Source organism: Telluria sp. ZB4P37 (genome assembly GCF_059685855.1).
In genome coordinates, this window is sequence record NZ_JCASID010000026.1 from 1 (window position 1) to 26,267 (window position 26,267).

The 26,267-nt window shown below is 64.4% G+C and carries 19 protein-coding genes and 1 pseudogene; 14 read left to right on the forward strand and 6 right to left on the reverse strand.

All coding sequences use genetic code 11. The features are described from left to right. The 7 genes and pseudogenes from AC56K1_RS22625 to AC56K1_RS22655 form a co-directional block, all read left to right on the forward strand. Window positions 1–1,130, forward strand: a pseudogene (locus AC56K1_RS22625) (hypothetical protein); the annotation flags it as partial. Window positions 1,131–1,215: 85 nt separating this feature from the next. Next, complete coding sequence (locus AC56K1_RS22630) at window positions 1,216–1,605, forward strand: hypothetical protein (protein ID WP_497160029.1); 390 nt, start codon at window positions 1,216–1,218, stop codon at window positions 1,603–1,605. 10 nt (window positions 1,606–1,615) lie between these two features. Then, window positions 1,616–2,296, forward strand: coding sequence for a C39 family peptidase (locus AC56K1_RS22635; RefSeq protein ID WP_497160030.1), 681 nt, complete (start codon window positions 1,616–1,618; stop codon window positions 2,294–2,296). Window positions 2,297–2,309: 13 nt separating this feature from the next. Beyond that, window positions 2,310–2,819: a hypothetical protein gene (locus tag AC56K1_RS22640; protein WP_497160031.1), complete on the forward strand. Its 510-nt coding sequence runs from the start codon at window positions 2,310–2,312 to the stop codon at window positions 2,817–2,819. Window positions 2,820–2,856: 37 nt separating this feature from the next. Next, window positions 2,857–4,293 (forward strand): coiled-coil domain-containing protein, encoded by a 1,437-nt coding sequence (locus AC56K1_RS22645; protein WP_497160032.1) that lies wholly within the window; start codon window positions 2,857–2,859, stop codon window positions 4,291–4,293. A gap of 193 nt (window positions 4,294–4,486) precedes the next feature. Next, window positions 4,487–4,693 (forward strand): cold-shock protein, encoded by a 207-nt coding sequence (locus AC56K1_RS22650; protein ID WP_497130879.1) that lies wholly within the window; start codon window positions 4,487–4,489, stop codon window positions 4,691–4,693. A 251-nt stretch (window positions 4,694–4,944) separates the two neighbouring features. Beyond that, window positions 4,945–5,460 (forward strand): helix-turn-helix transcriptional regulator, encoded by a 516-nt coding sequence (locus tag AC56K1_RS22655; protein ID WP_497160033.1) that lies wholly within the window; start codon window positions 4,945–4,947, stop codon window positions 5,458–5,460. Here AC56K1_RS22655 and AC56K1_RS22660 read toward each other — a convergent pair. From AC56K1_RS22660 to AC56K1_RS22675, 4 genes are all read right to left on the reverse strand, one after another. Next, window positions 5,457–5,879, reverse strand: coding sequence for a gamma-butyrobetaine hydroxylase family protein (locus AC56K1_RS22660; RefSeq protein ID WP_497160034.1), 423 nt, complete (start codon window positions 5,877–5,879; stop codon window positions 5,457–5,459). The genes AC56K1_RS22655 and AC56K1_RS22660 overlap by 4 nt on opposite strands. A gap of 11 nt (window positions 5,880–5,890) precedes the next feature. Further along, complete coding sequence (locus AC56K1_RS22665; RefSeq protein WP_497160035.1) at window positions 5,891–6,331, reverse strand: HIT family protein; 441 nt, start codon at window positions 6,329–6,331, stop codon at window positions 5,891–5,893. Further along, window positions 6,328–10,338, reverse strand: coding sequence for a DUF3683 domain-containing protein (locus tag AC56K1_RS22670; protein WP_497160036.1), 4,011 nt, complete (start codon window positions 10,336–10,338; stop codon window positions 6,328–6,330). Before AC56K1_RS22670 ends, AC56K1_RS22665 begins: the two co-directional genes overlap by 4 nt. Window positions 10,339–10,560: 222 nt before the next feature. After that, window positions 10,561–11,328, reverse strand: coding sequence for a hypothetical protein (locus tag AC56K1_RS22675; protein ID WP_497160037.1), 768 nt, complete (start codon window positions 11,326–11,328; stop codon window positions 10,561–10,563). A 229-nt stretch (window positions 11,329–11,557) separates the two neighbouring features. On the opposite strand from AC56K1_RS22675, the gene AC56K1_RS22680 reads away from it, so the two are divergent. After that, window positions 11,558–11,974, forward strand: a complete 417-nt coding sequence (locus AC56K1_RS22680) for a hypothetical protein (RefSeq protein WP_497160038.1) — start codon at window positions 11,558–11,560, stop codon at window positions 11,972–11,974. A 13-nt stretch (window positions 11,975–11,987) separates the two neighbouring features. On the opposite strand, the gene AC56K1_RS22685 is transcribed toward AC56K1_RS22680, so the two are convergent. After that, complete coding sequence (locus AC56K1_RS22685; protein ID WP_497160039.1) at window positions 11,988–12,734, reverse strand: hypothetical protein; 747 nt, start codon at window positions 12,732–12,734, stop codon at window positions 11,988–11,990. A 71-nt stretch (window positions 12,735–12,805) separates the two neighbouring features. Then, complete coding sequence (locus AC56K1_RS22690) at window positions 12,806–13,309, reverse strand: YqaA family protein (protein ID WP_497160040.1); 504 nt, start codon at window positions 13,307–13,309, stop codon at window positions 12,806–12,808. Between the two features lie 211 nt (window positions 13,310–13,520). Here AC56K1_RS22690 and ilvA point away from each other — a divergent pair, with 211 nt between their 5' ends. From ilvA to AC56K1_RS22720, 6 genes are all read left to right on the forward strand, one after another. After that, a complete protein-coding gene (gene ilvA / locus AC56K1_RS22695; protein WP_497160041.1) occupies window positions 13,521–15,059 on the forward strand; it encodes a threonine ammonia-lyase, biosynthetic in 1,539 nt (512 codons plus the stop codon). A gap of 190 nt (window positions 15,060–15,249) precedes the next feature. Then, entirely contained in the window at window positions 15,250–16,086 is an 837-nt protein-coding gene (gene queF / locus AC56K1_RS22700) for an NADPH-dependent 7-cyano-7-deazaguanine reductase QueF (protein WP_497160042.1), read from the forward strand. Window positions 16,087–16,437: 351 nt separating this feature from the next. Further along, entirely contained in the window at window positions 16,438–16,920 is a 483-nt protein-coding gene (locus AC56K1_RS22705; RefSeq protein WP_489874358.1) for a PTS sugar transporter subunit IIA, read from the forward strand. A 74-nt stretch (window positions 16,921–16,994) separates the two neighbouring features. Further along, entirely contained in the window at window positions 16,995–17,930 is a 936-nt protein-coding gene (hprK, locus tag AC56K1_RS22710; protein ID WP_489874437.1) for an HPr(Ser) kinase/phosphatase, read from the forward strand. Between the two features lie 57 nt (window positions 17,931–17,987). After that, window positions 17,988–18,866, forward strand: a complete 879-nt coding sequence (gene rapZ, locus AC56K1_RS22715; protein ID WP_497160043.1) for an RNase adapter RapZ — start codon at window positions 17,988–17,990, stop codon at window positions 18,864–18,866. Window positions 18,867–19,751: 885 nt separating this feature from the next. Beyond that, window positions 19,752–26,267, forward strand: a 6,516-nt coding sequence (locus AC56K1_RS22720; protein WP_497160044.1) for an Ig-like domain-containing protein, incomplete at its 3' end; no start/stop codon positions are given.

Genomic DNA, 26,267 nt, shown 5'->3' on the forward strand with positions numbered 1-26,267 from the left:
GGGGCGGTGACGGCGGCCGTGCAGTGGCTACCGGCGGTGCGGGCGGCCGTTCGGATGCCACCGGCGGCCGTGGCGCTGCAGGCGGCGCAGGCGGCGCGGCCAACGGCGGCATGGGCGGCGGCACCGGTACGCTGGCCGGCGGCAACGGCGGCAGCAACGGTAACGTGAATGCGGGCGAAGGCGGCGCAGGCGGCCGTACCGGCATGGCCACCGGCGGCGCCGGCGGCATGGGCGGTGCAGGCGGCATGTCGTCGGGCTCGACCCTGACCGCATCGAACGGCGCCAACGCGGGCGGCGCATCGAACGGCGACACCGGCGCCACCTCGGGCGCGGGCGGCATGCCTGGCTCGGATGGCACCACCGGCGGCGCCAGCGGCGCAGCCACCTCGACCGGCGGCACCAGCACTGCCGGCACTGCAACGAGCGGCGCCAACACGAACACCGCGGGTAATTCGATGGGCGGCGCAGGCGCAGCAGGCGGCGCAGGCGCAACGGCTTCGAACACCGGCGGCGCCGGTGCGGCAGGTGGCGCATCGACCGGCGGCACTGCCGGCGCAGGTGCAGCCCTGACTTCGACCGGCGGCGCAGGCGCCTCGGGCACCGGTGGTGAAGGCGGCGCAGGCGGTGCAGGCGCAGCCGGCACCTCGACTGGCGGCGCAGGCGCTTCGGGAACGTCGACCGGCGGCGCAGGCGCGGCTGGCGGCGCAGGCGCAGCAGGCGCGGCAAGCGGCTCGGCCTCGAATATGGCCGGCGCCGGCGGCGCAGGCGGCACTGCCACCAATGGCGACGCTTCGAACGGCGCCAATACTTCGGGCGCGGCAACCGGCGGCATGGGCGGCGCGGGCGGCGCAGGCGGCTCGACCACGGCAGGTGCGGGCGGTGCGGGCGGCACCAACACCGGCGGTGAAGGCATGGGCGGCGCAGGCGGCTCGGGCACCGGCGGCAATGGCGGCAGCCAGACCGTGAGCACCGGCGCCTTCGATATGTCGAACTCGATGTCGAACATTGCCCAGTCGGCGGCAGGCGTCTCGGTGATCAGCCAGAACAACGGCTTTTCGTCGCTGATCCAGCAGAGCGTCAACGTCCAGTCGAACCTGGCAGTCGGTTCCTCGGGCGCCGCTGGCCAATAAGCCTTGCGGCAAGCGCGGTATGCAGTAATGCAGTAACAACCACCGCGCGGCACCTGCCGCGCGGTGGTTTTCAAAAGGAGAACTCATGAAACCTGTGAACCGATATGTGCTGGCTGCGCTTGTCGCGCTCCCGCTGGCGGTCCAGGCCGCCGATCCGGAGAAGCTGCCGGTCAAGGTCAGTTTCCTGTCCGAGGTCAATGTCGCTCCTGCAGCACGCAGCAGCGTCGACGCCTGGGGCAATGCAGCAGCAAGCGAACGCCTGGCCGGCACCACCGGCAAGGACGACACCGTGCACACCGAATCCGTGCTTGGCGGTACGGTCGGCAACAACACGGCCATCAACACCGTTAGCGGCAACAATGTCATCGACAGTGGTTCGTTCGCGAATTCGCAGGGCTTGCCGGTCGTGATCCAGAACAGCGGCTCGAACGTGCTGATCCAGAGCGCCACCACCATCAACCTGCGTCTGCAATAAACATGAAGCCATGAACAAGCATCTCGCCATCAGCGCCGCCCTGTGCGGCCTGTTGCTGGCGTCCGGCTGCCAGGCCTCGGCACTCGAGCTGGCCGTCGGAAGCCGCGTCACGGTGCCGGTCACCAGCCTCAAGGAAATCAAGTTCCGCAACACCACCCGCCAGCAATTCGATTTTTCATGCGGCTCGGCCGCACTGGCCACCCTGCTGACCTACCACTACGGCACCCCGGTCACGGAAAAAGTCGTCTTCGAACAGATGTTCGCCAGCGGCGACCAGGCCAAGATCCGCCAGCAGGGCTTTTCCATGCTCGACATGAAACGCTTCCTGGCCACGCGCGGCTTCGTCGGCGACGGCTTCCAGCAGCCGCTGGACAAGCTGCTCGAAGCCAAACTGCCGGCGATCGTGCTCATTACCGATCGCGGCTACAACCACTTTGTCGTGATCAAGGGGGCCGAAGACGGCCGCATCCTGCTCGGCGACCCGTCCAGCGGCACCCGTTCGGTCACGCGCGAGCGTTTCCACGAGCTGTGGGCCAACAAGCTGCTGTTCGTGGTGCACAAATTCCCCGGCAAGGTTGCCTTCAATGGCGCCGACGACTGGCGCGCCGCCCCGCGTGCGCCGCTGGGCAATGGCATCAACCAGGAACAGTACAGCCAGAGTTTGCCGAAATTCGGCCCTGGCGACTTTTAAAAAAGGATTCACCATGCAATGGCTCACACATGCATGCCGGGCCATGCTGGCCACGCTGCTGGCAGGAGCCTGCGGCGCGGCCCTGGCCCAGGCGGGCGCCCCGGTCGACGACTGGAAAGCGGTCGATGCCGACACCCTCGACCAGCAGCGCGGCGGCTTCAACCTCCCAGGCGGCCTCAACCTGTCGCTCGGGATCGAGCGCGTCGTCTCGGTCAATGGCGAAGTACTGTCGCGCACCAATGTGGCAATCGCCGACATGGCAACCATGAACGCCGGCCAGCTGCTGCAGGCCAGGGCAGCGCTCGGCAGCTCCCAGCTGATCCAGCTCGGCGGCAACAATTTCGCGGCCGGCGACCTCGGCCTGCCCAACGGCGCCACCCTGATCCAGAACAGCCTGAACGACCAGACCATTCGCGCCCATACGACGATCACCTCGACCGTCAACAGCATGGCGCTGATCAAGGACCTGAATTTTCACTCAACCATTCGTGATGCAGTCGTGCGCTCGGCTGGAAGCCTGTAATATTGCAATATCGATAACCTAGCCGATGGAGAAACGGATGCACATTCACGCCGCGCGCCTGGGCGCCGCCGGGCTGGCCGCCATGCTGCTTGCCCCGGTCTCGCACGCCCAGCAGCCCCCTGCTGCCGACACTGATCAAAGCAAGGAAATGGCCACACTGAAGGCCGAACTGGCGGCGCAGCGCGAACTGGTCAACAAGCTGATGCGCGAACTGCAGGCCCAGCAGGTCAAGATCGAGCGCATCGAGGAGCGCCGTGCCGCTCCGGAGCGGGCCATGGCCGATACCTTGGGCCTGCCGCCACGCGCGGACGACGTCCTGCTGTCCGAGCAGCGCGGCACCGGCGGCCAGAACGGCGTGGTGCCGGCGACGCTGCCGCAGAACATGCCGACCAATCCGCCGCCGTCCACTCCCGGCCCGATCGGCGGCCAGGCACCTTCCCAACCGGCGGCAGGCGCCCCGAACCAAGCCCAGGCGCAGGCTCAGAGCAACCCGACCCGCTCGCCGCGCGACGGCCGCCCGCCCGAAGTGGCGCCGCTGTTCGAAGCACCGGGCGTGCTCACGCCGCGCGGCAAGTACATCCTGGAGCCATCGGTGCAGTTCGGCTATTCGTCGAGCAACCGTGTCGCGCTGGTCGGCTATACCGTGATCCCGGCCCTGCTGATCGGCCTGGTGGACGTGCGCGAGGTCAAGCGCAACACCTTCACCGGCGCGCTTACCGCCCGTACTGGCCTGAACAACCGGATGGAAGTCGAGGTCAAGCTGCCGTATGTGTACCGTTCCGATGCCACCGTGAGCCGCGAGATCTTCACCGGCACGGCGGTCGAGCGCGTGTTCGAAACCAGCGGCAAGGCCATCGGCGACGTCGAGGTCGCGGGCCGCTACCAGCTCAACAACGGCGGCCCCGACAAGCCCTACTATATCGGCGGCCTGCGCTACAAGTCGACCACCGGCCGCAGCCCCTTCGAGGTCGTGACCGATTGCCAGACGCGCTGCATCGGCGACAACGTGACCGGCACCGGCCTGCCCTTGAGCCTTCCGACCGGCTCGGGTTTCCACACGCTTCAGGGCAGCCTGACCTGGCTGTTCCCGTCCGACCCGGCCGTCTTCTTCGGCAACATCAGCTACCTGCACAATTTCAAGCGCAGCGGCGTCACCCGCCTGGTGCGCAACGGCGAGCGCGAGCCGCTGGGCGAACTGGCGCCGGGCGGCATCATCGGCTTCAACTTCGGCATGGGCCTGGCGCTGAACGACAAGGCTTCGCTCAGCCTGGGCTATGACCACAGTACCGTGGGCCGCATGAAACAGAACGGCAACACGGTGCCCGGCTCGGTGCGCACCCAGCTCGGCACCCTGCTGCTGGGCTATTCCTACCGCCTCAACGAGAAACGTTCGCTCAACGTCGCAGTGGGCGCGGGCGTGACGCGCGACACGCCGGATGTCTCGCTGACGGTACGGGTACCGTTCTCGTTCTAAGAGCGAACACAGCCGCATGGGGTGGCGGCTGTGGCATTTAGCTGACGGTGCGCACAATTCAAAAATCTTGCTTCCGTTTTAACAGATTCTCTCTATAATCAAGTTTGCAATGTTGAGCGCGCCACTGGTCTGAAAGTCCGAAGGTTCGCTGGCAGGGCGAACAATACAGATAAACCTACAAGAGAGAAATAACATGGCGACTGGTATCGTAAAGTGGTTCAATGATGCAAAAGGTTTCGGTTTCATCACCCCTGATGGCGGCGGTGAAGACCTGTTTGCGCACTTCTCGGCAATCAACGCAAGCGGCTTCAAGTCGCTGGCTGAGAACCAGCGTGTGACCTTCGAAGTCACCACCGGTCCAAAAGGCAAGCAGGCATCGAACATCCAGCCGCAAGCTTAAGGACGCGGCCCGCCTGGCGGGCAACGCACGCAAAAGAGCACATCCCCGGATGTGCTCTTTGTTTTGGGCCGAAGGTTTTCTGCCTTATGACCAGCCGTGCAGGACCGTCAGCTAAGGCCGCGCCAATCAGCATCGCGCCGACCGGGCGCGCCGCCGCCAGTCCCGCGCGGGGGTGTGCGGCCAGCCATGCGCACGCAGCGCCGCCACCGCACCATAGACAAAATCGGCCCTGATTCTTTGAAAACAATGCGATGACCAAAGCAGCGACGCGCGTGCTGGCGGTGCTCGAGCTGCTGCAGGCCCATGGGCAGATCAGCGGCGCCGGGATCGCCGCACGGCTGGAAGTGGACACGCGCACCGTGCGGCGCTACATCACCACGCTGGAAGAGATGGGGATTCCCGTCGTTGCCGAACGCGGACGCGCGGGCGGTTATGCGCTGGTGGCCGGCTTCAAGCTGCCGCCGATGATGTTCTCCGACGACGAAGCGCTGGCCTTGTCGGTGGGCCTGCCGGCGGCGGGCAAGCTGGGGCTCGGCCGCGCCGCACCGGCCATTGCGAGCGCCCGGGCCAAGCTGGAACGCACCATGCCCGCCGGCCTGCGCGAACGCGTGCGTGCCACCGGCGACACGGTGCAGCTCGACCGGGTTCGATGCGCTGGGCTACCTGGTGCGCTCGGTGGCTACCCTGCCCCGGGCCTATACGGCCGAGGTGCTGCTCAAGACCAGCCTGGAGCGCGCGCGGGCGCAGTTCTTCGATACGACGGTTAGTGGCTGTGTCCACACCCCGACTTCGGTGCGGAGGCTGCGCCCGGCAGGACGGTGCCCGGTTCGCGGCCGCTGTCGCCCTTGAAGCCTGCTGCATGCAGGCGATCCAGGTAGGCCTGCCACAGCGCAGCCTGCTCGCTGCCCAGCTTGTACAGATAATCCCAGGTAAAAATGCCGCTGGCGTGGCCGTCGTCGAACTCGGGTTTGACGGCGTAGTTCCCGACCGGCTCCAGGCCCAGCATGCCGACCTCGCGCTTGCCCAGCTGGAGCACTTCCTGGCCGGGGCCATGGCCCTTCACTTCGGCTGAGGGCGAGTACACGCGCATCAGTTCGAATGGAATCGAGAAGGCGCTGCCATCGTCGAAGGAGATGTCGAGGACGCGCGATTTCTGGCGTACGGTCAGATCAAGTGGATTGGGCATGGCGACTCCTCTTATTGGTTGAAACGACGGGCGATGGCGCTGGCGAGTTCCGGCAGCCGCGCGCGGCGCGCGGCCAATATCGATTCATCGGTCTGGCGGGCCACCGGGGCCCAGACCGGCGCCGGGAAATGGGCGTCGTCGGCGTAGCGCGGAATGACGTGCCAGTGAAGATGAGGCACCACGTTGCCCAGGCTCGCGACATTCACCTTCAGCGGGCGCATGACTTCGCGTACGGCCAGCTCGAGCTGGTGCACGGCCTCGTTCAGCAGCAGGCGGTCTTCTTCGGCCAGGTCGCTCATCTCGCGAACGTGCTCGCGCCAGATGACGCGGCAAAAGCCGGGGTAATTCGCGTCGTCGACGATGATGAGGCTGAACTTGGGGCCGGCCCAGGCCACGGGCGCGGCCAGCTCGCACAGTTCGCAACCAGCTTCGCGCATGGCCACGGCGGTCATACCAGCACCCTTTCGATGCCGCCGTTATTGGCGCGCGCGACGTAGTCGGGCAGCCAGTTCTCGCCCAGCAGGTGACGCGCCATCTCCACCACAATGTAGTCGGCAGTGGTACCGGAATCGGCGTTGTAGCGCGACAGGCCCTGCAGGCAGGACGGGCAGCTGGTCAGGATTTTTACTTCGCCTTCGAAGCCGTCGGCGCGCAGCTTGTCGGCGCCCTTCTCCATTTCGCCCTGCTTGCGCGAGCGGACCTGGGTGGCGATGTCCGGACGGCTCACGGCGAAGGTGCCGGACTCGCCGCAGCAGCGGTCGTTCTTCTCGATCTTGACGTCATCAAACGTCGTCACCAGCGCATTCACCGTCTTGAGCGAATCCTGCATCTTCATCGGCGTGTGGCAGGGGTCGTGGTACATGTAGCGGGTACCGGAGACACCTTCGAGCTTCACGCCCTTTTCGAGCAGGTATTCGTGGATGTCCATGATGCGGCAGCCGGGGAAGATCTTGTCGAACTCGTAGGTCGCCAATTGATCGTAGCAGGTGCCGCACGAGACCAGGACCGTCTTGATGTCGAGGTAGTTCAGCGTGTTGGCCATGCGGTGGAACAGCACGCGGTTATCCGTCATCATCTTGTCGGCCTTGTCGTACTGGCCGGCGCCGCGCTGGGGGTAGCCGCAGCACAGGTAGCCCGGTGGCAGCACCGTCTGCACGCCGGTTTCCCACAGCATCGCCTGGGTCGCCAGGCCCACCTGCGAGAACAGGCGCTCGGAGCCGCAGCCCGGGAAGTAGAACACGGCTTCGGTATCGGCCGTGGTCTTCTTCGGGTTGCGGATGATCGGGATCACCTTGTCGTCCTCGATGTCGAGCAGCGCACGCGCGGTCTTCTTCGGCAGGTTGCCCGGCATTTTCTTGTTGATGAAGTGGATCACCTGCTCGCGAACCGGCGCCTTGCCGGTGGTCGGGGGCGGCGCCTCCACCTGCGGCTTGGCGAAGCCGCGCAGCAGCTGGTTGCCCATGCGCTGGGCCTTGTAGCCCCAGTCGATCATCACCTTGCGGGTGGCGTTGATGGTGGTCGGGTCGGTCGCGTTCAGGAAGAACATGGCGGCGCGGTTGGCCGGCTTGAAGCTGCGCTTGTCCATCTTGCGCAGCAGATTACGCATGTTCATCGAGACGTCGCCGAAGTCGATGTCGACCGGGCATGGCGTCACGCATTTGTGGCACACGGTGCAGTGGTCGGCAACGTCTTCGAATTCTTCCCAGTGGCGGATGGAGATGCCGCGGCGGGTCTGTTCTTCGTACAGGAAGGCTTCGATCAGGGCCGAGGTGGCGAGGATCTTGTCGCGCGGCGAATACAGCAGGTTCGCCTCCGGTACATGGGTGGTGCAGACCGGTTTGCACTTCCCGCAGCGCAGGCAATCCTTGATGCTGTTGGCGATCTCGCCGATATCGCTTTGCTGCATGATCAGCGATTCGTGGCCCATCAGGCCGAAGGACGGCGTGTAGGCGTTGCGCAGGTCGGCGTGGGCGCCCTCCAGATTGAGCAGCTTGCCCTTGTTGAAGCGTCCTTCCGGATCGACCCGCAGTTTGTAGTCGCGGAATTCCTGGATTTCTTCGTCGTGCAGGAACTCGAGCTTGGTGATGCCGATGCCGTGCTCGCCCGAGATCACGCCGTCCAGCGAGCGGGCCAGTTTCATGATGCGCTCGACGGCCTTGTGGGCGTCCTGCAGCATCGCGTAGTCGTCCGAGTTCACCGGCAAATTGGTGTGCACGTTGCCGTCGCCGGCGTGCATGTGCAGCGCCACGAACACGCGCGAGCGCAGCACGCGCTTGTGGATTGCCGTGCTCTCGTCGAGGATGCACTTGTAGGCCGCGCCGTTGAAGATCTGGCGCAGCGGCGCGCGCACGTCCTGTTTCCAGGAGACGCGGATGGTGTGGTCCTGCACCACGTCGAACAGGGTGGCGCTGGGCTGGGTGCCGATGCGCGCGTCGAGCAGCGACGACAGCTTACCCAGCCCGAGTTCGTCCAGCTTGCCGCGCACGTCGCCAAGCGGTGCATCGAGGTTGGCCAGGATGAAGCTCCAGCGCGCGGCTACCAGCTCCATCAGCACGATCGCCTGCTGCGGGCGGTCGCCCAGGATTTCCTCGCGGCCGATCGCGTCGCCGGAAGCGTCGTCGCTCTTCTCGATCGGCAGGTGCTCGTTCGAGAGATAGGCCAGCAGCTCGCCTGCCAGCTGCAGCTTGTTCTTGATCGACAGCTCGACGTTGATGCGTTCGATGCCGTCGGTGTACTCGCCCATGCGGTTCAATGGGATCACCACGTCTTCATTGATCTTGAAGGCGTTGGTGTGGCGCGCGATGGCTGCGGTGCGGGCGCGATCCAGCCAGAACTTCTTGCGTGCCTCAGGGCTGACGGCAACAAAACCTTCGCCGACGCGGGTGTTCGCTATGCGCACCACTTCCGAGGCCGCAATCGCCACCGCATTCTCGTCGTCGCCGACGATGTCGCCGAACAGCGCCATTTTCGGCAGCACGCCGCGCTTGGACTTGGTGGCATAGCCGACCGCGCGCAGGTAGCGCTCATCCAGGTGCTCCAGGCCGGCCAGGCGCAGGGTCGCAAAGGCCGGGTCGCCGTTCTTCGGCAGGCCGTCGAGGTAATCCTTGATCTCGACGATCGACGGAATCGCATCGCGTGCCTGGCCGAAGAATTCCAGCGCCACGGTGCGGGTGAACTTCGGCATCTTGTGCAGGATCCAGCGCGCCGACGTGATCAGGCCATCGGTGCCCTCTTTCTGGATGCCCGGCAGGCCGGACAGGAATTTGTCGGTGACGTCCTTGCCCAGGCCTTCCTTGCGGAAGCGCTTGCCCTCGATCGTCAAGGTCTCGGTGCGGAAGGGCGCGCCCCTTGCCGCGCCGCGCGCGGCCGGATGGGTCCATTCGAGCTTGAAGGTCGCCACCGGAGCGTCGTGGATCTTCGACAGGTTGTGGTCCATGCGCGTGACTTCCAGCCAGTCGCCGTTCGGGTCGACCATGCGCCACGAGGCCAGGTTGTCCAGCGCCGTGCCCCACAACACGGCCTTCTTGCCGCCCGCGTTCATGGCGATGTTCCCGCCGATGCACGATGCATGGGCCGAGGTCGGGTCGACCGCGAACACGAAGCCGGCCTTTTCGGCGGCCTGCGAGACGCGCTGGGTGACCACGCCGGCGAAGCTGTGGATGGTCGCGTAGTCGCGGTCCACGCCGGGCAGCCGGGTGATTTCTACTTCACCCAGCTTCACCAGCTTTTCGGTGTTGATCACGGCCGACATCGGCGTGAGCGGAATGGCGCCGCCGGTGTAACCGGTGCCGCCGCCGCGCGGGATGATGGTCAGGCCCAGCTCGATGCAGCCCTTGACCAGGCCCGCCATTTCTTCTTCCGAATCAGGCACCAGGACCAGGAAGGGATATTCGACGCGCCAGTCGGTGGCATCGGTGACGTGCGAGATGCGGTGCATGCCGTCGAAGCGGATGTTGCGCTTGTCGGTATAGGCGCCGAGCACGCGCAGGGCGCGCTTGCGCAGGTCGTACATCTCGCGGAACTCCAGGCCGAAGGCATCGACCGCAGCGCGCGCTGCGCCCAGCAGCTGTTCTACGGCGGCATTGCGGCTGGCCGCGGCGTCAAGCTCGCCTTCGCCCGCGGCATCCACCGTCAAGCGGCGCTTGTCGACTTCACCCAGGCGGTGGTGCAGCGCGTCGATCAGCTTCTGGCGGCGCTTCGGGTTGTCCAGCAGGTCGTCCTGCAAATACGGATTGCGGCGCACGACCCAGATATCGCCCAGCACCTCGTACAGCATGCGCGCCGAACGCCCGGTCTGGCGCGCCCCGCGCAGCTCGTCGAGCAGCCGCCACGACGACTCACCCAGCAGGCGGATCACGATTTCGCGATCGGAAAACGAGGTGTAGTTGTACGGGATCTCGCGCAGGCGCGCGGGGGCGCTGTCGGCAAGCAGGGTATGCAGTTGTGCGGGGGCATTCATGGAATCGACTCAACAGCTCGGACGGGCCCGAAGGACGTTCATTCTAGCTTATTGCGCTGCACCACGCTGGCAAGGGGTAAGAAAATGACCACAGCCCACGCAAGAAAATGCCAATACCCAACGGTAAATGCAAATTATCTTTGCAAAAAATGGCTGCAGTGCATCATTCGTTTGCATGGCGGGGAGGAATAGCATATTGCATAAGGCGCGCCTGGGCCAGGATCACTGCGGCGCCCGTAGCCAGGCATCGAGCTCGGCATCCCCGGGCGTCTGCGCGAAGACCTGCTGCAGCGTCCAGCCCTTCTTGTCGAGCAGGTAGGCGACCTTCAGGTGGAAGCCTCGATAGAGGCCACTCCTGTCGCGATCGAGCTCGCGTGCGCCCGCGCGGAACAGCGCGCGGTTGTCGTCGAAATCGAAATCCCCCGCCTTGCCCACGTAGTCGGCATAGCCCTCGAGCAGCCACTCCGGATAACGCAGCATGACGGTGCGCCCGAAGCTGCGCGACACGTCGCTGTGAGTGATCTCGTGCGCGATAAAGTAGGACAGCGGGCGCTGCGCGGCATCGGCAATCGGACCGCGCCCCGGCGGGTGGATCCGGTTCGCGCCAATATCCGAGGCGCGGATGAACACCTGGCGGGTGAGCCAGACGTCCGCCGCCCCGCCGATCCGCGTGCTGAAGTGCCGGCCGTAGAGCCACAAGCGCCAGGGCTCGTTGCAGAAGAAGATCTCGACCGGGGTGCCGCGGTCGTGCAGGACCGAGGTGCGCAGGCGCCTGGTCACGTCGTCCAGCACCCCGGTGATCTCGGCGGGGATCGGCCGGTCCGACCACACGTGGTAGTTCTGGTAGACCGCGCGATAGGCGAACATCGGTTTCGGCAGGGCGGCCAGGACGGCATACATGACCAGCAGCAGGAGCAAAGCAGACGCGCCGGCTTTGGTGAGCGTGAGGATGCGCTGGACCCGGCCAGCAGGGCGTATCGTCGGAATCATGGTCGCCATGGAAGGACGCAGCCACCAGAATCATTCTGGTCTGCAATGCGGCCAATGTATCCGCTTAATCTTATCGAAGACTTAACACGACGCGATTTCCGCCTGGTGTCCGTGGCTGGTGCCACGCATCCCGTGCATCGTCGCATGCGGGACCTGCCCTGCGCACCCACAGCCTACCATTCCATCCACAACATCTCGTATGAACAACAAGCTGTGAATGGAGAAGAGCATGATCGAACATTTTGCCGGTGTATTCGCGTTGGCCATCATTGAATTATGGGCGGCGATCCCCCTGGGTTTCCACCTGAAGCTGCACCCTGTCCTCCTGATCATGGCCGCCTCGAGCGGCGCCTTCGTCGGCGCTGTGGCCGCCATGTTCCTCGGGAACGGCGTGCGGCGTTTGATGTTCTGGCGCAAAGGCGAGACCACCAGGAGCGGCCGCATGTCGGCCTGGCTGGCTGCCAAGGGACCATGGGCCATCGGCCTGCTCGGTCCACTGCTGATCGGTCCCGTGTTCTCGGCAGGCCTGGCAGGTGCGATCGGCCTGCCGCGGGCCTTGTCATTGGCGCTGCTGGCAGCGGGCATCCTTGTGTGGACGGTCCTGTTCAGCGCGCTGGGCAGCTTCGGGCTGGCCGCGCTGGGATAAGCATGGCCTACGCTTAATCACGCGCGGTGCGCCACACCTGCTTCCTGGCGGGGGTCTCATGCTTCGGGCAGCTGGTGAAGCGCTGCTTGCCGTGCATTTCGATCATCTCGACATTGGTGACGGGCGACCTCTCGGTGAGGCAATAGGCGCCGTTTCCGGTGATGACGCGGGTGCGGCGCGCGCCGTCGCCGGTGTTGTTCACCAGCTCCTCGACCTTGGGCGCTTCCCACAGCTTGGGCGGCGCCAGCGCATGGGCCAGCTCCATGCCCTCGCGCATGCGCAGCTGCGGGCTGTCCGGCGGCAGCACGATGGTGGGCAGGTTTTCCTTGCGCAGTGCGCGGTCGATGCTGCCGACGCTGCGGCGGGCCACTTCCAGGATGGTGCTGGCGCTGGCCGCGGGTGGGGCGTCCGCGGCGGGCACGGGGGCGTTCGGCTCGGCCTGGATTGCCGGTTCCGGCGCGGCTGCCTGACGCGGCGCCTGCGAGACCGCAGTCGCGCTGCGATGGTTGGCAGCTGCAGGCGTGGGACCTGCAGGCGGCGCTGCCTGCGGCGGCGCGGCCTCGATGCGCGGCGCCGGCGCCGGCAGGCGCAGCCACTGGATCACGGACTGTTCGTCATCGGCCTGCGGCGGCGGCGCCATGCGCGCCATCTGCCAGCCGATCACCAGGGCCGCATGGACCAGCAGCGTGGCGGCTAGACCGGCCAGGCGGCGGTCCGCAGGCAGCGAGAAGTCGACAGGACGTGAAGGGAGGCTGGACATGTGCGCCCAGTATAGCCAGAGCACGGCGGCGCTTGCTCACCAATTCTCTCGGCCTCGCGTGCTATGGGCGTTTATCCGAACCAGCGCCCCAGCAGGTCGCCGACGCTTTTCCAGAAGCCGTCCGGGATGTAGAGCAGCACCGCCGTCATGCTCACGTAGCGCCCGAACTTCCCGATCGCCATGTACATCACGCTCGGCCAGAACGGCAGGTGCAGCCAGCCGGCCAGGGTGCATAGCGGGTCGCCCACGCCCGGCACCCAGGACAGCAGCATGGTCTTGGCGCCGTATTTCTTGAGCCAGCCGAACCAGCGGCTCTGGCGGTCCTTGGCGAAGGCGACCTTGGCGCGGTAGCCGACGAAATAGTCGACCGCCCCGCCCAGCGTGTTGCCGACGGTGGCCACGAAAATCGCCGGCCAGAACATCGCCGGGTTCGCCTTGACGACCGCGAATACCGCCGGTTCGGAGCCGAGCGGCAGCAAGGTGGCGGAGACAAATGCGATGATGAAGACGGAGCTCAGCCCGACGGCCGGCGCGGCCAGGACTTTCAGCAGCCAGAGGACGGCGGATTCGATCATCGGGTGGCGGGGGGCGGGCGAAGGCGCTTGAACGAGTAAGTCATGGGTCCATTATAATGAGGATCACTTATCGTAACGACACGATACGCCGGGCCTGCCATCCAGGGCGCCGTATCGTACCTGCGCGCCTCGGTCACCCCTGCTGGCAGAACAGTGTGCGTCGTCCGGACCGCCAGCCATCCCACCTGGTAGCAACAACCGATTGCCGACCATGACTACCGACTACCTCAAGAAAATCCTGACCGCGCGCGTCTACGACGTCGCCCAAGAAACCCCGCTGGACTACGCGCCCGTGCTGTCGCAGCGCTTGAACAACCGCATCTACTTCAAGCGCGAAGACATGCAGAGCGTGTTCAGCTTCAAGCTGCGCGGGGCCTACAACAAGATGGCCAACCTCACGCAGGAGCAGTTGAAGCGCGGCGTGATCTGCGCCTCGGCCGGCAATCACGCGCAGGGCGTGGCGCTGTCGGCCGCGCGCCTGGGCTGCCGCGCCCTGATCGTGATGCCGACCACCACCCCGCAGGTGAAGATCGACGCGGTCAAGTCGCGCGGCGCGGCCAATGTCGAAGTGGTGCTGCATGGCGATTCGTACACCGACGCCTACAACCACGCGCTGCTGCTGGAAAAAGAGCAGCGCCTGACCTTTGTCCACCCGTTCGACGACCCCGACGTGATCGCCGGCCAGGGCACGATCGGCATGGAGATCCTGCGCCAGCACTCGGGGCCGATCCATGCGATTTTCGTGGCGATCGGCGGCGGCGGCCTGATTTCCGGCGTCGGCGCGTACGTGAAAGCGGTGCGCCCGGACATCCGCATCATCGGCGTGCAGACCATCGATTCGGATGCGATGGCGCGCAGCCTGAAGGCCGGCCAGCGCGTCACGCTCACCGACGTCGGCCTGTTCTCGGACGGCACCGCGGTGCGCCTGGTGGGCGAAGAGACCTTCCGCGTTGCCAGGCTGGTGGTGGACGAGATCATCATTGTCGACACCGATGCGATCTGCGCCGCGATCCAGGACGTGTTCCAGGACACGCGCAGCATCCTCGAGCCGGCCGGAGCGCTAGCCGTGGCCGGCGCCAAGGCCTATGTCGAACGCTCGCAAATGAGCCGCCATCCGGTCAAGGCCGAGACGCTGGTGGCGATTGCTTGCGGCGCCAACATGAACTTCGACCGCCTGCGTTTTGTCGCCGAACGCGCGGAGCTGGGCGAGTCGCGCGAGGCCGTGTTCGCCGTGACGATTCCGGAGCAGCGCGGCAGCTTCCGGCGCTTCTGCGCGCTGGTCGGGCCGCGCAACGTCACGGAGTTCAACTACCGCATCAGCGATGCGCGCGAGGCGCATATTTTCGTCGGCGTTCAGGTGGGCAGCCGCAGCGAATCCGGGCTGCTGGCGCGAACCTTCGAGGAACACGATTTCCGCACCCTCGACCTGACCGGTGACGAACTGGCCAAGCTGCACATCCGCCACCTGGTGGGCGGAAAAAGCGCGCTGGCACAGGACGAATTGCTGTATCGTTTCGAATTCCCCGAACGCCCGGGTGCGCTCATGCGCTTTCTCGACAGCATGGCGCCGAACTGGAATATCTCGCTGTTCCACTACCGGAACCAGGGCGGCGACGTCGGCCGCATCCTGGTTGGCCTGCAGGTGCCGAGCGCGGAGATGGACGAGTTCCGACAGTTCCTGGCGACGCTCGGGTACCGGTATTGGGACGAGAGTGCCAATCCGGTGTATAAGCTGTTTTTGGGCGTGTGAGCCTGACCGGCTTCCTATGTGCAGGCCTGTCAGGCTGTGTAATTCGTCAGCCTGAACACCGTCGCCCCGGCGCAGGCCGGGCCCAATTTCGCACCGCAGTGTTACCCCCACTGTGGCACGCAATCTTTCGTTGAACGCGTGGGCAAGAAACTTGCCCACCCTACGGGGTGCCACAAGCATCCAGTTTCCTATGAATACTCCTGACCAGTCCCCCCTCGGCAAATCCTCCGCATACCAAAGCCAGTACGCACCCGAACTCCTGTTCCCGATCCCGCGCGCGCAGAAGCGCGAAGAGCTGGGCCTGACCGCAAGCTCGGGCACCCTGCCCTTCTTCGGCGTCGACATCTGGAACGCCTACGAGCTGTCGTGGCTGAACATGCGCGGCAAGCCGCAGGTGGCGATCGCCACCATCACGGCGCCGAGCGACTCGCCCAACATCGTCGAATCGAAGTCCTTCAAGCTGTATTTGAACTCGTTCAACCAGACCCGCGTGGCCGGCACGGACGCCCTGGCCGAACTGCTGCGCCAGGACCTGTCCGCCGCCTTCGGGTCGCCGGTGCATGTGAAGATCACGACGCCGGACGCCTTCGGCACGCTCAGGATGGGCGAGCTGGAAGGCACCCTGCTCGACCGCCTCGACCTGGAGATCGACCAGTACGTGCCGGCGCCCCAGCTCTTGAGCGCGAACCAGCTCAATGGCCAGGTCGAAGAGACCCTGGTATCGCACCTGCTCAAGTCGAACTGCCTGGTGACCGGCCAGCCGGACTGGGGCAGCGTGCAGATCCATTACGTCGGTCCACAGATCGAACAGGAAGGCCTGCTGCGCTACCTGATCGGCTTCCGTGAGCACAACGAATTCCACGAACAATGTGTTGAGCGCATCTTCATGGACGTGTTGCGCCAGTGCAAGCCTTCCAAGCTGGCGGTGTATGCGCGCTATACGCGCCGTGGCGGCCTCGACATTAATCCCTGGCGCGCCAATTTCAGCACCGGCATGCCGGGGAATTTGCGCACGGCCCGTCAATAAGCAGGGGCAACGCACGGCCGCCGCGCCGGCTGTGCGTTTTCGGCCACAACCATTCTGTTGTCCTGATGTCAAAACACCAAAGGCCGTGGTTCGCCCAAGATCTTGGCGCGGGACGATAAAAATCGGCGCAAGGGGCGCGCAGCCCCTGTTTGCCAGGCTTTCCTGCCAATTTCACTCCGGAAGTTGCGTTTCGTTGTGAGGGAATATCGTCGCCTGAGCCTGTATTTTTGCGGGTCCATCCCCACGTTATCCACCGGATGCCTGCACAGATACGAAATCGCATGCCGCTGCCATGAAACAGGCCTATAATTCCGCCTCGCAAGCACCTACCTGTGCAACCGCACACTAGTTATGACGAACCTTAGCAAAATCCTCTCGCTCGAGAATGTGCAGCTGGACCTGGAAGTGTCCAGCAAGAAGCGCGCGTTCGAGCAGGCCGGCTTGATCTTCGAAAACAACTGCGGCATCGCGCGTTCGACCGTGTCGGACAACCTGTTCGCGCGCGAGCGTCTCGGCTCCACTGGCCTCGGCCATGGCGTGGCCGTGCCGCATGGCCGCATCAAGGGCTCCAAGAGCCTGAAGTCGCCACTGGCCGCCTTCGTGCGCCTGGTCGAACCGATTCCGTTCGAATCGCCGGACGGCCAGCCGGTCAGCCTGCTGTTCTTCCTCCTGATTCCGGACCACGTCACCCAGCAGCACCTCGAGATCCTGTCGGAAATCGCCGAGCTGTTCTCGGACGAAGCCATGCGCACCGCGCTGGCCACCGACCCGGACCCGAAATCGGTCCATGAGCGCATCATCAATTGGCAACCCAGCCTGCAGGCAATGGGCTAAGAGCCCGGGTCAAGCTTCTCTAGTTACGCTACACTAGCTTCGCGGCAATTTCGCCGCGCTCCATGCCCATGCCCATGCTGCAGACCCCGCTGACCATCCAACGGCTGTACGACGATAACCGCGACAGCCTCCAGCTCGGCTGGTTCGCGGGCTTCCCTGGCGGCGAGCGGCAGATCGCGGGCGACGCCGCCTCGGCCGCCGACCAGGTCGGCCACCTGAACCTGATCCACCCGGGCAGGATCCAGGTTTTTGGACACCAGGAACTGAACTACTATCACCGCCTGAAATCGAGCTCGCGCACCCACGTGATCGGCGAGCTGATCGGCGGCGGCCCGCCGGCCCTGATCATCGCGCAAGGCCTGGAAACCCCGCCCGACATCCTGGCGATTTGCGACGACCAGAACATCCCGCTGTTCTCGACCCCGCTGCCGGCGGCGCAGGTCATCGACTTCCTGCGCGTCTATTTGTCCAAGAAGCTGGCCCAGCGCGTGATCATGCATGGCGTGTTCATGGACGTGCTCGGCGTGGGCGTCCTGATCACGGGTGACTCCGGCCTGGGCAAGAGCGAGCTGGGCCTGGAACTGATTTCGCGTTCGCACGGCCTGGTGGCCGACGATGCCGTGGAATTCTCCCGCATCGCCCCAAACATGATCGAAGGCCGCTGCCCGCCGCTGCTGCAGAACCTGCTGGAAGTGCGCGGCCTCGGCCTGCTGGACATCAAGGCGATCTTCGGCGAGACCGCGGTGCGCCGCAAGATGCGTCTGAAACTGATTGTTCATCTCGTCAAACGCGGCGCGCTCGACGAGGAAGTCGAACGCCTGCCCTTCCAGCACCCGACCGAAGACGTGCTCGGCCTGCCGGTGCGCAAGGTCGTGATTCCCGTTGCCGCCGGCCGCAACATCGCGGTGCTGCTTGAGGCCGCCGTGCGCAATACGATCCTGCAATTGCGCGGGATCGATACGCTGCAGGAGTTCATGGAACGTCAAAGACAGGCCATGACGGGCGACTGACCCGGGCCGCATAGGACCAGGGGACAAGCACGGGGCGCTTGCGGTATCATCCTTCCCATGCACATCGTCCTCATTACCGGTATTTCGGGCTCAGGCAAATCGGTTGCCCTGAATGTCCTCGAAGACGCAGGCTACTACTGCGTCGACAATCTGCCGCCGGCCCTGCTGCCGGCCCTGGTCTACGCTGTCGGCGAAAAAGGCGCGGACAAGATCGCCGTCGCGGTCGATGCCCGCAGCGCCGAATCGCTGGTGGAACTGCCGGTGAGCGTGCGCCACCTGAAAGAAGAAGGCCACAACCTCAAGGTGATGTTCCTGACCTCGAGCACCCACTCGCTGGTGGCCCGCTTTTCCGAAACCCGCCGCAGCCACCCGCTGTCGCACCAGGTCCGCCCCGGCGAAAACCCGGCCTCGCGCCGCACCCTGATCGAATGCATCGCCGAAGAACGCGAGCGCCTGTCGGCGATCGAAAACCTCGGCCACGTGATCGACACCTCCGAACTGTCCGCGAACAAGCTGCGCGAATGGATCCGGGAACTGGCCGACATCGAGCATGCGCCGCTGACCCTGTTCTTCGAATCCTTCGCGTTCAAGGTCGGCGTGCCGCTGGACGCCGACTTCGTGTTCGACGTACGCGCGATCCCGAACCCCTATTACGACCTGGCGCTGCGCCCGCTCACCGGCCGCGACGCCCCGGTCATCGCCTTCCTCGACGCACAACCCAGCGCCACCGAGATGCTGGAAGATATCAAGAACTTCGTCGCCAAGTGGCTGCCCTCGTTCAAGACGGATAACCGCAGCTACCTGACCGTGGCGGTGGGCTGCACCGGCGGGCAGCACCGCTCGGTGTACATGGCGGAAAGGCTGGGGGCGTATTTTGGCGGGACCGAACGCGTCATCGTCAGGCATCGCGAGCAGCCAAAGCACGCGGCACTGTAAACAGGCGCAACGCAGGGTGGGCGCTCAACGATCCCATCGTCGCGCGGCCTTGCGAATTCCATCCGGCGGCAGGCCGGATGACCGCCCTGACCGGATGTAACTACCCCTCGCAGACATTCGCCGACATGCCGACTCCGGCCGTATCGACGCGGCACGTCCCTCCGTGCCTCACTGGCTTGGCAGAGGCGCCTCCATGACAGGCGCACCGACGATCGAACGGCAGGCACCCGGCCTTGCTTCCTGGTTGATCGACACTCGAGCGGCAAACCATGCGACTCACACCGGGAAGGTGCCGGCGTAAACCATGCTGGTAGCCCTCCTGTGCGTAGAACGCGAGGGTGCGATCGCGCCGTCTATTGCCCTCGACAGCAACACCAACGCAAACATGGCGCCGGCCTGCCCGCATGCGCGGACTCTCCCTTCCTGCCAGTAGCCGTCTTTATCCCAAGGCGTGACCAGTACAAGTGTCTAGGAAAGTCAGGACATTCGTACCATTGTAAGCAACAGTCACTACCGATAGTCTCGATTGTGAATGTACTTATAAAAAAGTGCTGCCCAGCTCGCGCCTGCATGGGCGAAGCGCACATAGGGATGAAAGCCGGATCCGCTCCCGCGTATTCGTAGCTCAGGAAAAACTACTCCAAAACTGACAAGGGATCCATCATGGCTGCCGCACGTACCGTATTCATCGATACCGACATTTCCAACTACACATCGCTTGCAGCGCGCTACGACGCTACGCTTTTCAACGTCGTTTTACTAAATGGCGCCATGCCCCGCTTCCAGCAGATCCAAAACTGGCTAGACAGCAACATTGACAACCCAGCCGTGATCAACGTCATTGCCCCCAGCAATAGCGTAACGGGTTTGTTCACGCCACGCGTTGTGTTTATCGATCCCAGTGTCGCCAACTTCGAAACGATTATTGCCGGCGTGCCCGGCAACGCCACCGTGGTCGTGCTCGACCCTCAGCGGGATGGTGTGCAGCAAATTCATGATTTCCTGGCCGCTAACACCGGCATCGTGGCAGCCATCGACATCATCACCGACATCGCCAGTCTGGATGTCATTTCCCACGGCACGCCCGGGGAAGTCGTGCTCGGTTCAACGGTCTTGAACGCATCCAACCTGGCCGACTACAGCACTCAGCTCGCTGCCATTGGCAGCCACCTGAGCGCCGGCGCCGACGTCCTGCTGTACGGCTGCGACGTGGCAAGCGGTACCGTCGGCCAGCAATTTATCTCGGCCCTGGCGGCGGCCACAGGTGCCGACGTCGCCGCATCGACCGACCTGACTGGCGGCGCTGCCGTGGGTGGCGACTGGGTGCTGGAGGCAAGCACGGGGACGATCGAAACCGCGGCCATGAGCATTGCGGCGTATGAAGGCGTGCTGGATTCGGCGACCTCCGTCACGTCGATCACGCTGCAAGACGACGACGACCCGGGTAGCGCCATTACCACCGACCAGCAAACGCAAACGATCACTGGAACCTTCACAGCTAACACTGGCAATGCAAATTTCCCCACGATCTGGGTGTCAACCGACGGCACTGGCGGCAATAAAATCCAGGTCGCGCCTGCAAACATCGTCTATACCGACAATGCAGGCACCGGCAGCTTTTCGGTTTCCGTGACGCTGCAAACAGGTGCTGGCAAGTCGATCCAGTTCTGGAGAGATGGAGACAAAGGCCCTTTGCTGGGTACGTATCAATATTCGTTTGCACCGGACCAGACCCCTCCGAGCACAACGGTAAGCACGATTGTTTTTAGTAACGATACAGGTTCCAGCGCCACCGACTTTATTACTAACGCCGCAATGCAAACCATCTCGGGCACATTAAATGCCAATACGGTTGCAGGTGAAGTGGTGCGGGTCTCAGTCGACAATGGCGTCACCTGGAAATCTGCGACCAATAGCGTCGGACAGAACACGTTCAGCTTGTCCGGTGTCAGCCTTGGAGGCAGCAATACCCTCAAGGTAAGGGTCGAGGACGCTGCCGGCAATGCAGGAGCTACCCGCACACAAGCTTTTGTCCTGGACAACGTCGCGCCCACGCCCGGCACCCTTGGTTTCAGCAACCTGAACGATTCAGGTACCACCGGTGACGGCGTCACGAACGACAAGTCCTTTGATTTGTCGTTAAGTGGCAATGAGGCCGGTTCCAGCATTGTCTATGAAGCGTCGCTCAATGGTGGCGCTTTTGCCAGCACGCTTGCCTTGCAGACCAATCTGGCTGACGGCACCTACCAGTTCCGTGCCCGCGCAACAGATGTTGCTGGAAATATGGCCACCACGAATACGATAGGCGTCAGGATAGACACGACGGCACCGAACGCACCAAGCATCAACGGATTCACTAACAATAGTGGATCAGCACTTGATACGACCACCAACGACAAGGATCCGGTACTCACGATCACGGCTGCAGCCGATTCGACAGTCGAGGTCTTTAGAAATGGAACATTTGTCGGCACTGCAGTGCAGACCGCAGCGCTCAGTGGCGTGTATACATTTACATCATCGACCTTGGCTGACGGTAGCTATAGTTTCACGGCGCGTGCAACCGATGCAGCCGGAAACAGCAGTCCTGCATCGCCGGCGCAAGATGTCGTTGTCGATACCAGCTTGTCTACGCCGACCGTCGCCCTGGCGTCGGACAGCGGCGAAGCCGGCGACAAGCTGACCAACAATTCCGGCCTGAGTTTCAACGCGGCCGACAGCGATGCGACCCGCGTCATCACGGTCGACGGCGCCGTGGTCAGCAGCTACGACGCCAGCAAGCTGGCCGACGGCAACCATACTGTCAGCGTGACCGATACGGACAAGGCAGGCAACAGCAAGAACGCATCGCTCAGCTTTACGCTCGATACCACGCTCACCGCGCCCACCGTCGCCCTGGCGTCGGACAGCGGCGAAGCCGGCGACAAGCTGACCAACGATGCCGGCCTGAGTTTCAACACGGCCGACAGCGATGCAACCCGGGTCATCACGGTGGACGGCGCCGTGGTGAGCAGCTACGACGCCAGCAAGCTCACCGACGGCAACCATACTGTCAGCGTGACCGATACGGACAAGGCGGGCAACAGCAAGAACGCATCGCTCAGCTTCACGCTCGATACCACCCTCACCGCGCCTACGGTGGCGCTCACGTCGGACAGCGGCGAAGCCGGCGACAAGCTGACCAACAATGCCGGCCTGAGTTTCAACACGGCCGACAGCGATGCGACCCGGGTCATCACGGTCGATGGCGCCGTGGTCAGCAGCTACGACGCCAGCAAGCTGGCCGATGGCGAGCATACTGTCAGCGTGACCGATACGGACAAGGCGGGCAACAGCAAGAACGCATCGCTCAGCTTCACGCTCGATACGATGCTCACCGCACCCACCGTCGCCCTGGCGTCGGACAGCGGCGAAGCCGGTGACAAGCTGACCAACGATGCCGGCCTGACTTTCAACACGGCCGACAGCGATGCGACCCGCGTCATCACGGTCGACGGCGCCGTGGTCAGCAGCTACGACGCCAGCAAGCTGGCCGACGGCAAGCATACTGTCAGCGTGACCGATACGGACAAGGCGGGCAACAGCAAGAACGCATCGCTCAGCTTCACGCTCGATACCACCCTCACCGCGCCTACGGTGGCGCTCACGTCGGACAGCGGCGAAGCCGGCGACAAGCTGACCAACGATGCCGGCCTGAGTTTCAACACGGCCGACAGCGATGCGACCCGCGTCATCACGGTCGATGGCGCCGTGGTCAGCAGCTATGACGCCAGCAAGCTGGCCGACGGCGAGCATACTGTCAGCGTGACCGATACGGACAAGGCAGGCAACAGCAAGAACGCATCGCTCAGCTTCACGCTCGATACCACCCTCACCGCGCCCACCCTGGCGCTCACGTCGGACAGCGGCGAAGCCGGTGACAAGCTGACCAACAATGCCGGCCTGACTTTCAACGCGGCCGACAGCGATGCGACCCGGGTCATCACGGTGGACGGCGCCGTGGTGAGCAGCTATGACGCCAGCAAGCTCACCGACGGCGAGCATACTGTCAGCGTGACCGATACGGACAAGGCGGGCAACAGCAAGAACGCATCGCTCAGCTTTACGCTCGATACCACGCTCACCGCGCCCACCGTCGCCCTGGCGTCGGACAGCGGCGAAGCCGGTGACGGCCTGACCAACAATGCCGGCCTGACTTTCAACGCAGCCGACAGCGATGCGACCCGGGTCATCACGGTCGACGGCGCCGTGGTGAGCAGCTATGACGCCAGCAAGCTCACCGACGGCGAGCATACTGTCAGCGTGACCGATACGGACAAGGCGGGCAACAGCAAGAACGCATCGCTCAGCTTCACGCTCGATACGATGCTCACCGCACCCACCGTCGCCCTGGCGTCGGACAGCGGCGAAGCCGGCGACAAGCTGACCAACGATGCCGGCCTGACTTTCAACGCGGCCGACAGCGATGCGACCCGCGTCATCACGGTCGACGGCGCCGTGGTCAGCAGCTACGACGCCAGCAAGCTGGCCGACGGCAACCATACTGTCAGCGTGACCGATACGGACAAGGCAGGCAACAGCAAGAACGCATCGCTCAGCTTTACGCTCGATACCACGCTCACCGCGCCCACCGTCGCCCTGGCGTCGGACAGCGGCGAAGCCGGCGACAAGCTGACCAACGATGCCGGCCTGAGTTTCAACACGGCCGACAGCGATGCAACCCGGGTCATCACGGTGGACGGCGCCGTGGTGAGCAGCTACGACGCCAGCAAGCTGGCCGACGGCAACCATACTGTCAGCGTGACCGATACGGACAAGGCAGGCAACAGCAAGAACGCATCGCTCAGCTTCACGCTCGATACCACCCTCACCGCGCCCACCCTGGCGCTCACGTCGGACAGCGGCGAAGCCGGCGACAAGCTGACCAACAATGCCGGCCTGACTTTCAACGCGGCCGACAGCGATGCGACCCGCGTCATCACGGTCGATGGCGCCGTGGTCAGCAGCTACGACGCCAGCAAGCTGGCCGACGGCAACCATACTGTCAGCGTGACCGATACGGACAAGGCGGGCAACAGCAAGAACGCATCGCTCAGCTTCACGCTCGATACCACGCTCACCGCGCCCACCGTCGCCCTGGCGTCGGACAGCGGCGAAGCCGGCGACAAGCTGACCAACGATGCCGGCCTGACTTTCAACGCGGCCGACAGCGATGCGACCCGCGTCATCACGGTCGACGGCGCCGTGGTGAGCAGCTACGACGCCAGCAAGCTGGCCGACGGCAACCATACCGTCAGCGTGACCGATACGGACAAGGCGGGCAACAGCAAGAACGCATCGCTCAGCTTCACGCTCGATACCACGCTCACCGCGCCCACCCTGGCGCTCACGTCGGACAGCGGCGAAGCCGGTGACGGCCTGACCAACAATGCCGGCCTGACTTTCAACACGGCCGACAGCGATGCAACCCGGGTCATCACGGTGGACGGCGCCGTGGTGAGCAGCTACGACGCCAGCAAGCTGGCCGACGGCAAGCATACTGTCAGCGTGACCGATACGGACAAGGCGGGCAACAGCAAGAACGCATCGCTCAGCTTCACGCTCGATACCACGCTCACCGCGCCCACCCTGGCGCTCACGTCGGACAGCGGCGAAGCCGGTGACAAGCTGACCAACAATGCCGGCCTGACTTTCAACACGGCCGACAGCGATGCGACCCGGGTCATCACGGTGGACGGCGCCGTGGTGAGCAGCTACGACGCCAGCAAGCTGGCCGACGGCGAGCATACTGTCAGCGTGACCGATACGGACAAGGCGGGCAACAGCAAGAACGCGTCGCTCAGCTTCACGCTCGATACCACGCTTACCGCGCCCACCCTGGCGCTCACGTCGGACAGCGGCGAAGCCGGCGACAAGCTGACCAACGATGCCGGCCTGAGTTTCAACGCAGCCGACAGCGATGCGACCCGGGTCATCACGGTCGACGGCGCCGTGGTGAGCAGCTACGACGCCAGCAAGCTGGCCGACGGCAACCATACTGTCAGCGTGACCGATACGGACAAGGCGGGCAACAGCAAGAGCGCATCGCTCAGCTTCACGCTCGATACCACCCTCACCGCACCCACCCTGGCGCTCACCTCGGACAGCGGCGAAGCCGGTGACGGCCTGACCAACAATGCCGGCCTGACTTTCAACGCGGCCGACAGCGATGCGACCCGCGTCATCACGGTCGACGGCGCCGTGGTGAGCAGCTACGACGCCAGCAAGCTGGCCGACGGCGACCATACCGTCAGCGTAACCGATACGGACAAGGCGGGCAACAGCAAGAGCGCGTCGCTCAGCTTCACGCTCGATACCACCCTCACCGCGCCCACCCTGGCGCTCACGTCGGACAGCGGCGAAGCCGGCGACAAGCTGACCAACGATGCCGGCCTGAGTTTCAACACGGCCGACAGCGATGCGACCCGCGTCATCACGGTCGACGGCGCCGTGGTCAGCAGCTACGACGCCAGCAAGCTCACCGACGGCAACCATACTGTCAGCGTGACCGATACGGACAAGGCGGGCAACAGCAAGAACGCATCGCTCAGCTTCACGCTCGATACCACCCTCACTGCGCCCACCCTGGCGCTCACGTCGGACAGCGGCGAAGCCGGTGACGGCCTGACCAACAATGCCGGCCTGACTTTCAACACGGCCGACAGCGATGCGACCCGCGTCATCACGGTCGACGGCGCCGTGGTCAGCAGCTACGACGCCAGCAAGCTGGCCGACGGCAACCATACTGTCAGCGTGACCGATACGGACAAGGCGGGCAACAGCAAGAACGCATCGCTCAGCTTCACGCTCGATACGATGCTCACCGCACCCACCGTCGCCCTGGCGTCGGACAGCGGCGAAGCCGGTGACAAGCTGACCAACGATGCCGGCCTGACTTTCAACGCAGCCGACAGCGATGCGACCCGCGTCATCACGGTCGACGGCGCCGTGGTCAGCAGCTACGACGCCAGCAAGCTCACCGACGGCAACCATACCGTCAGCGTGACCGATACGGACAAGGCGGGCAACAGCAAGAACGCATCGCTCAGCTTCACCCTCGATACCACCCTCACCGCGCCCACCCTGGCGCTCACGTCGGACAGCGGCGAAGCCGGTGACAAGCTGACCAACGATGCCGGCCTGACTTTCAACGCAGCCGACAGCGATGCGACCCGGGTCATCACGGTGGACGGCGCCGTGGTGAGCAGCTACGACGCCAGCAAGCTGGCCGACGGCAAGCATACTGTCAGCGTGACCGATACGGACAAGGCGGGCAACAGCAAGAACGCATCGCTCAGCTTCACGCTCGATACCACGCTCACCGCGCCCACCCTGGCGCTCACGTCGGACAGCGGCGAAGCC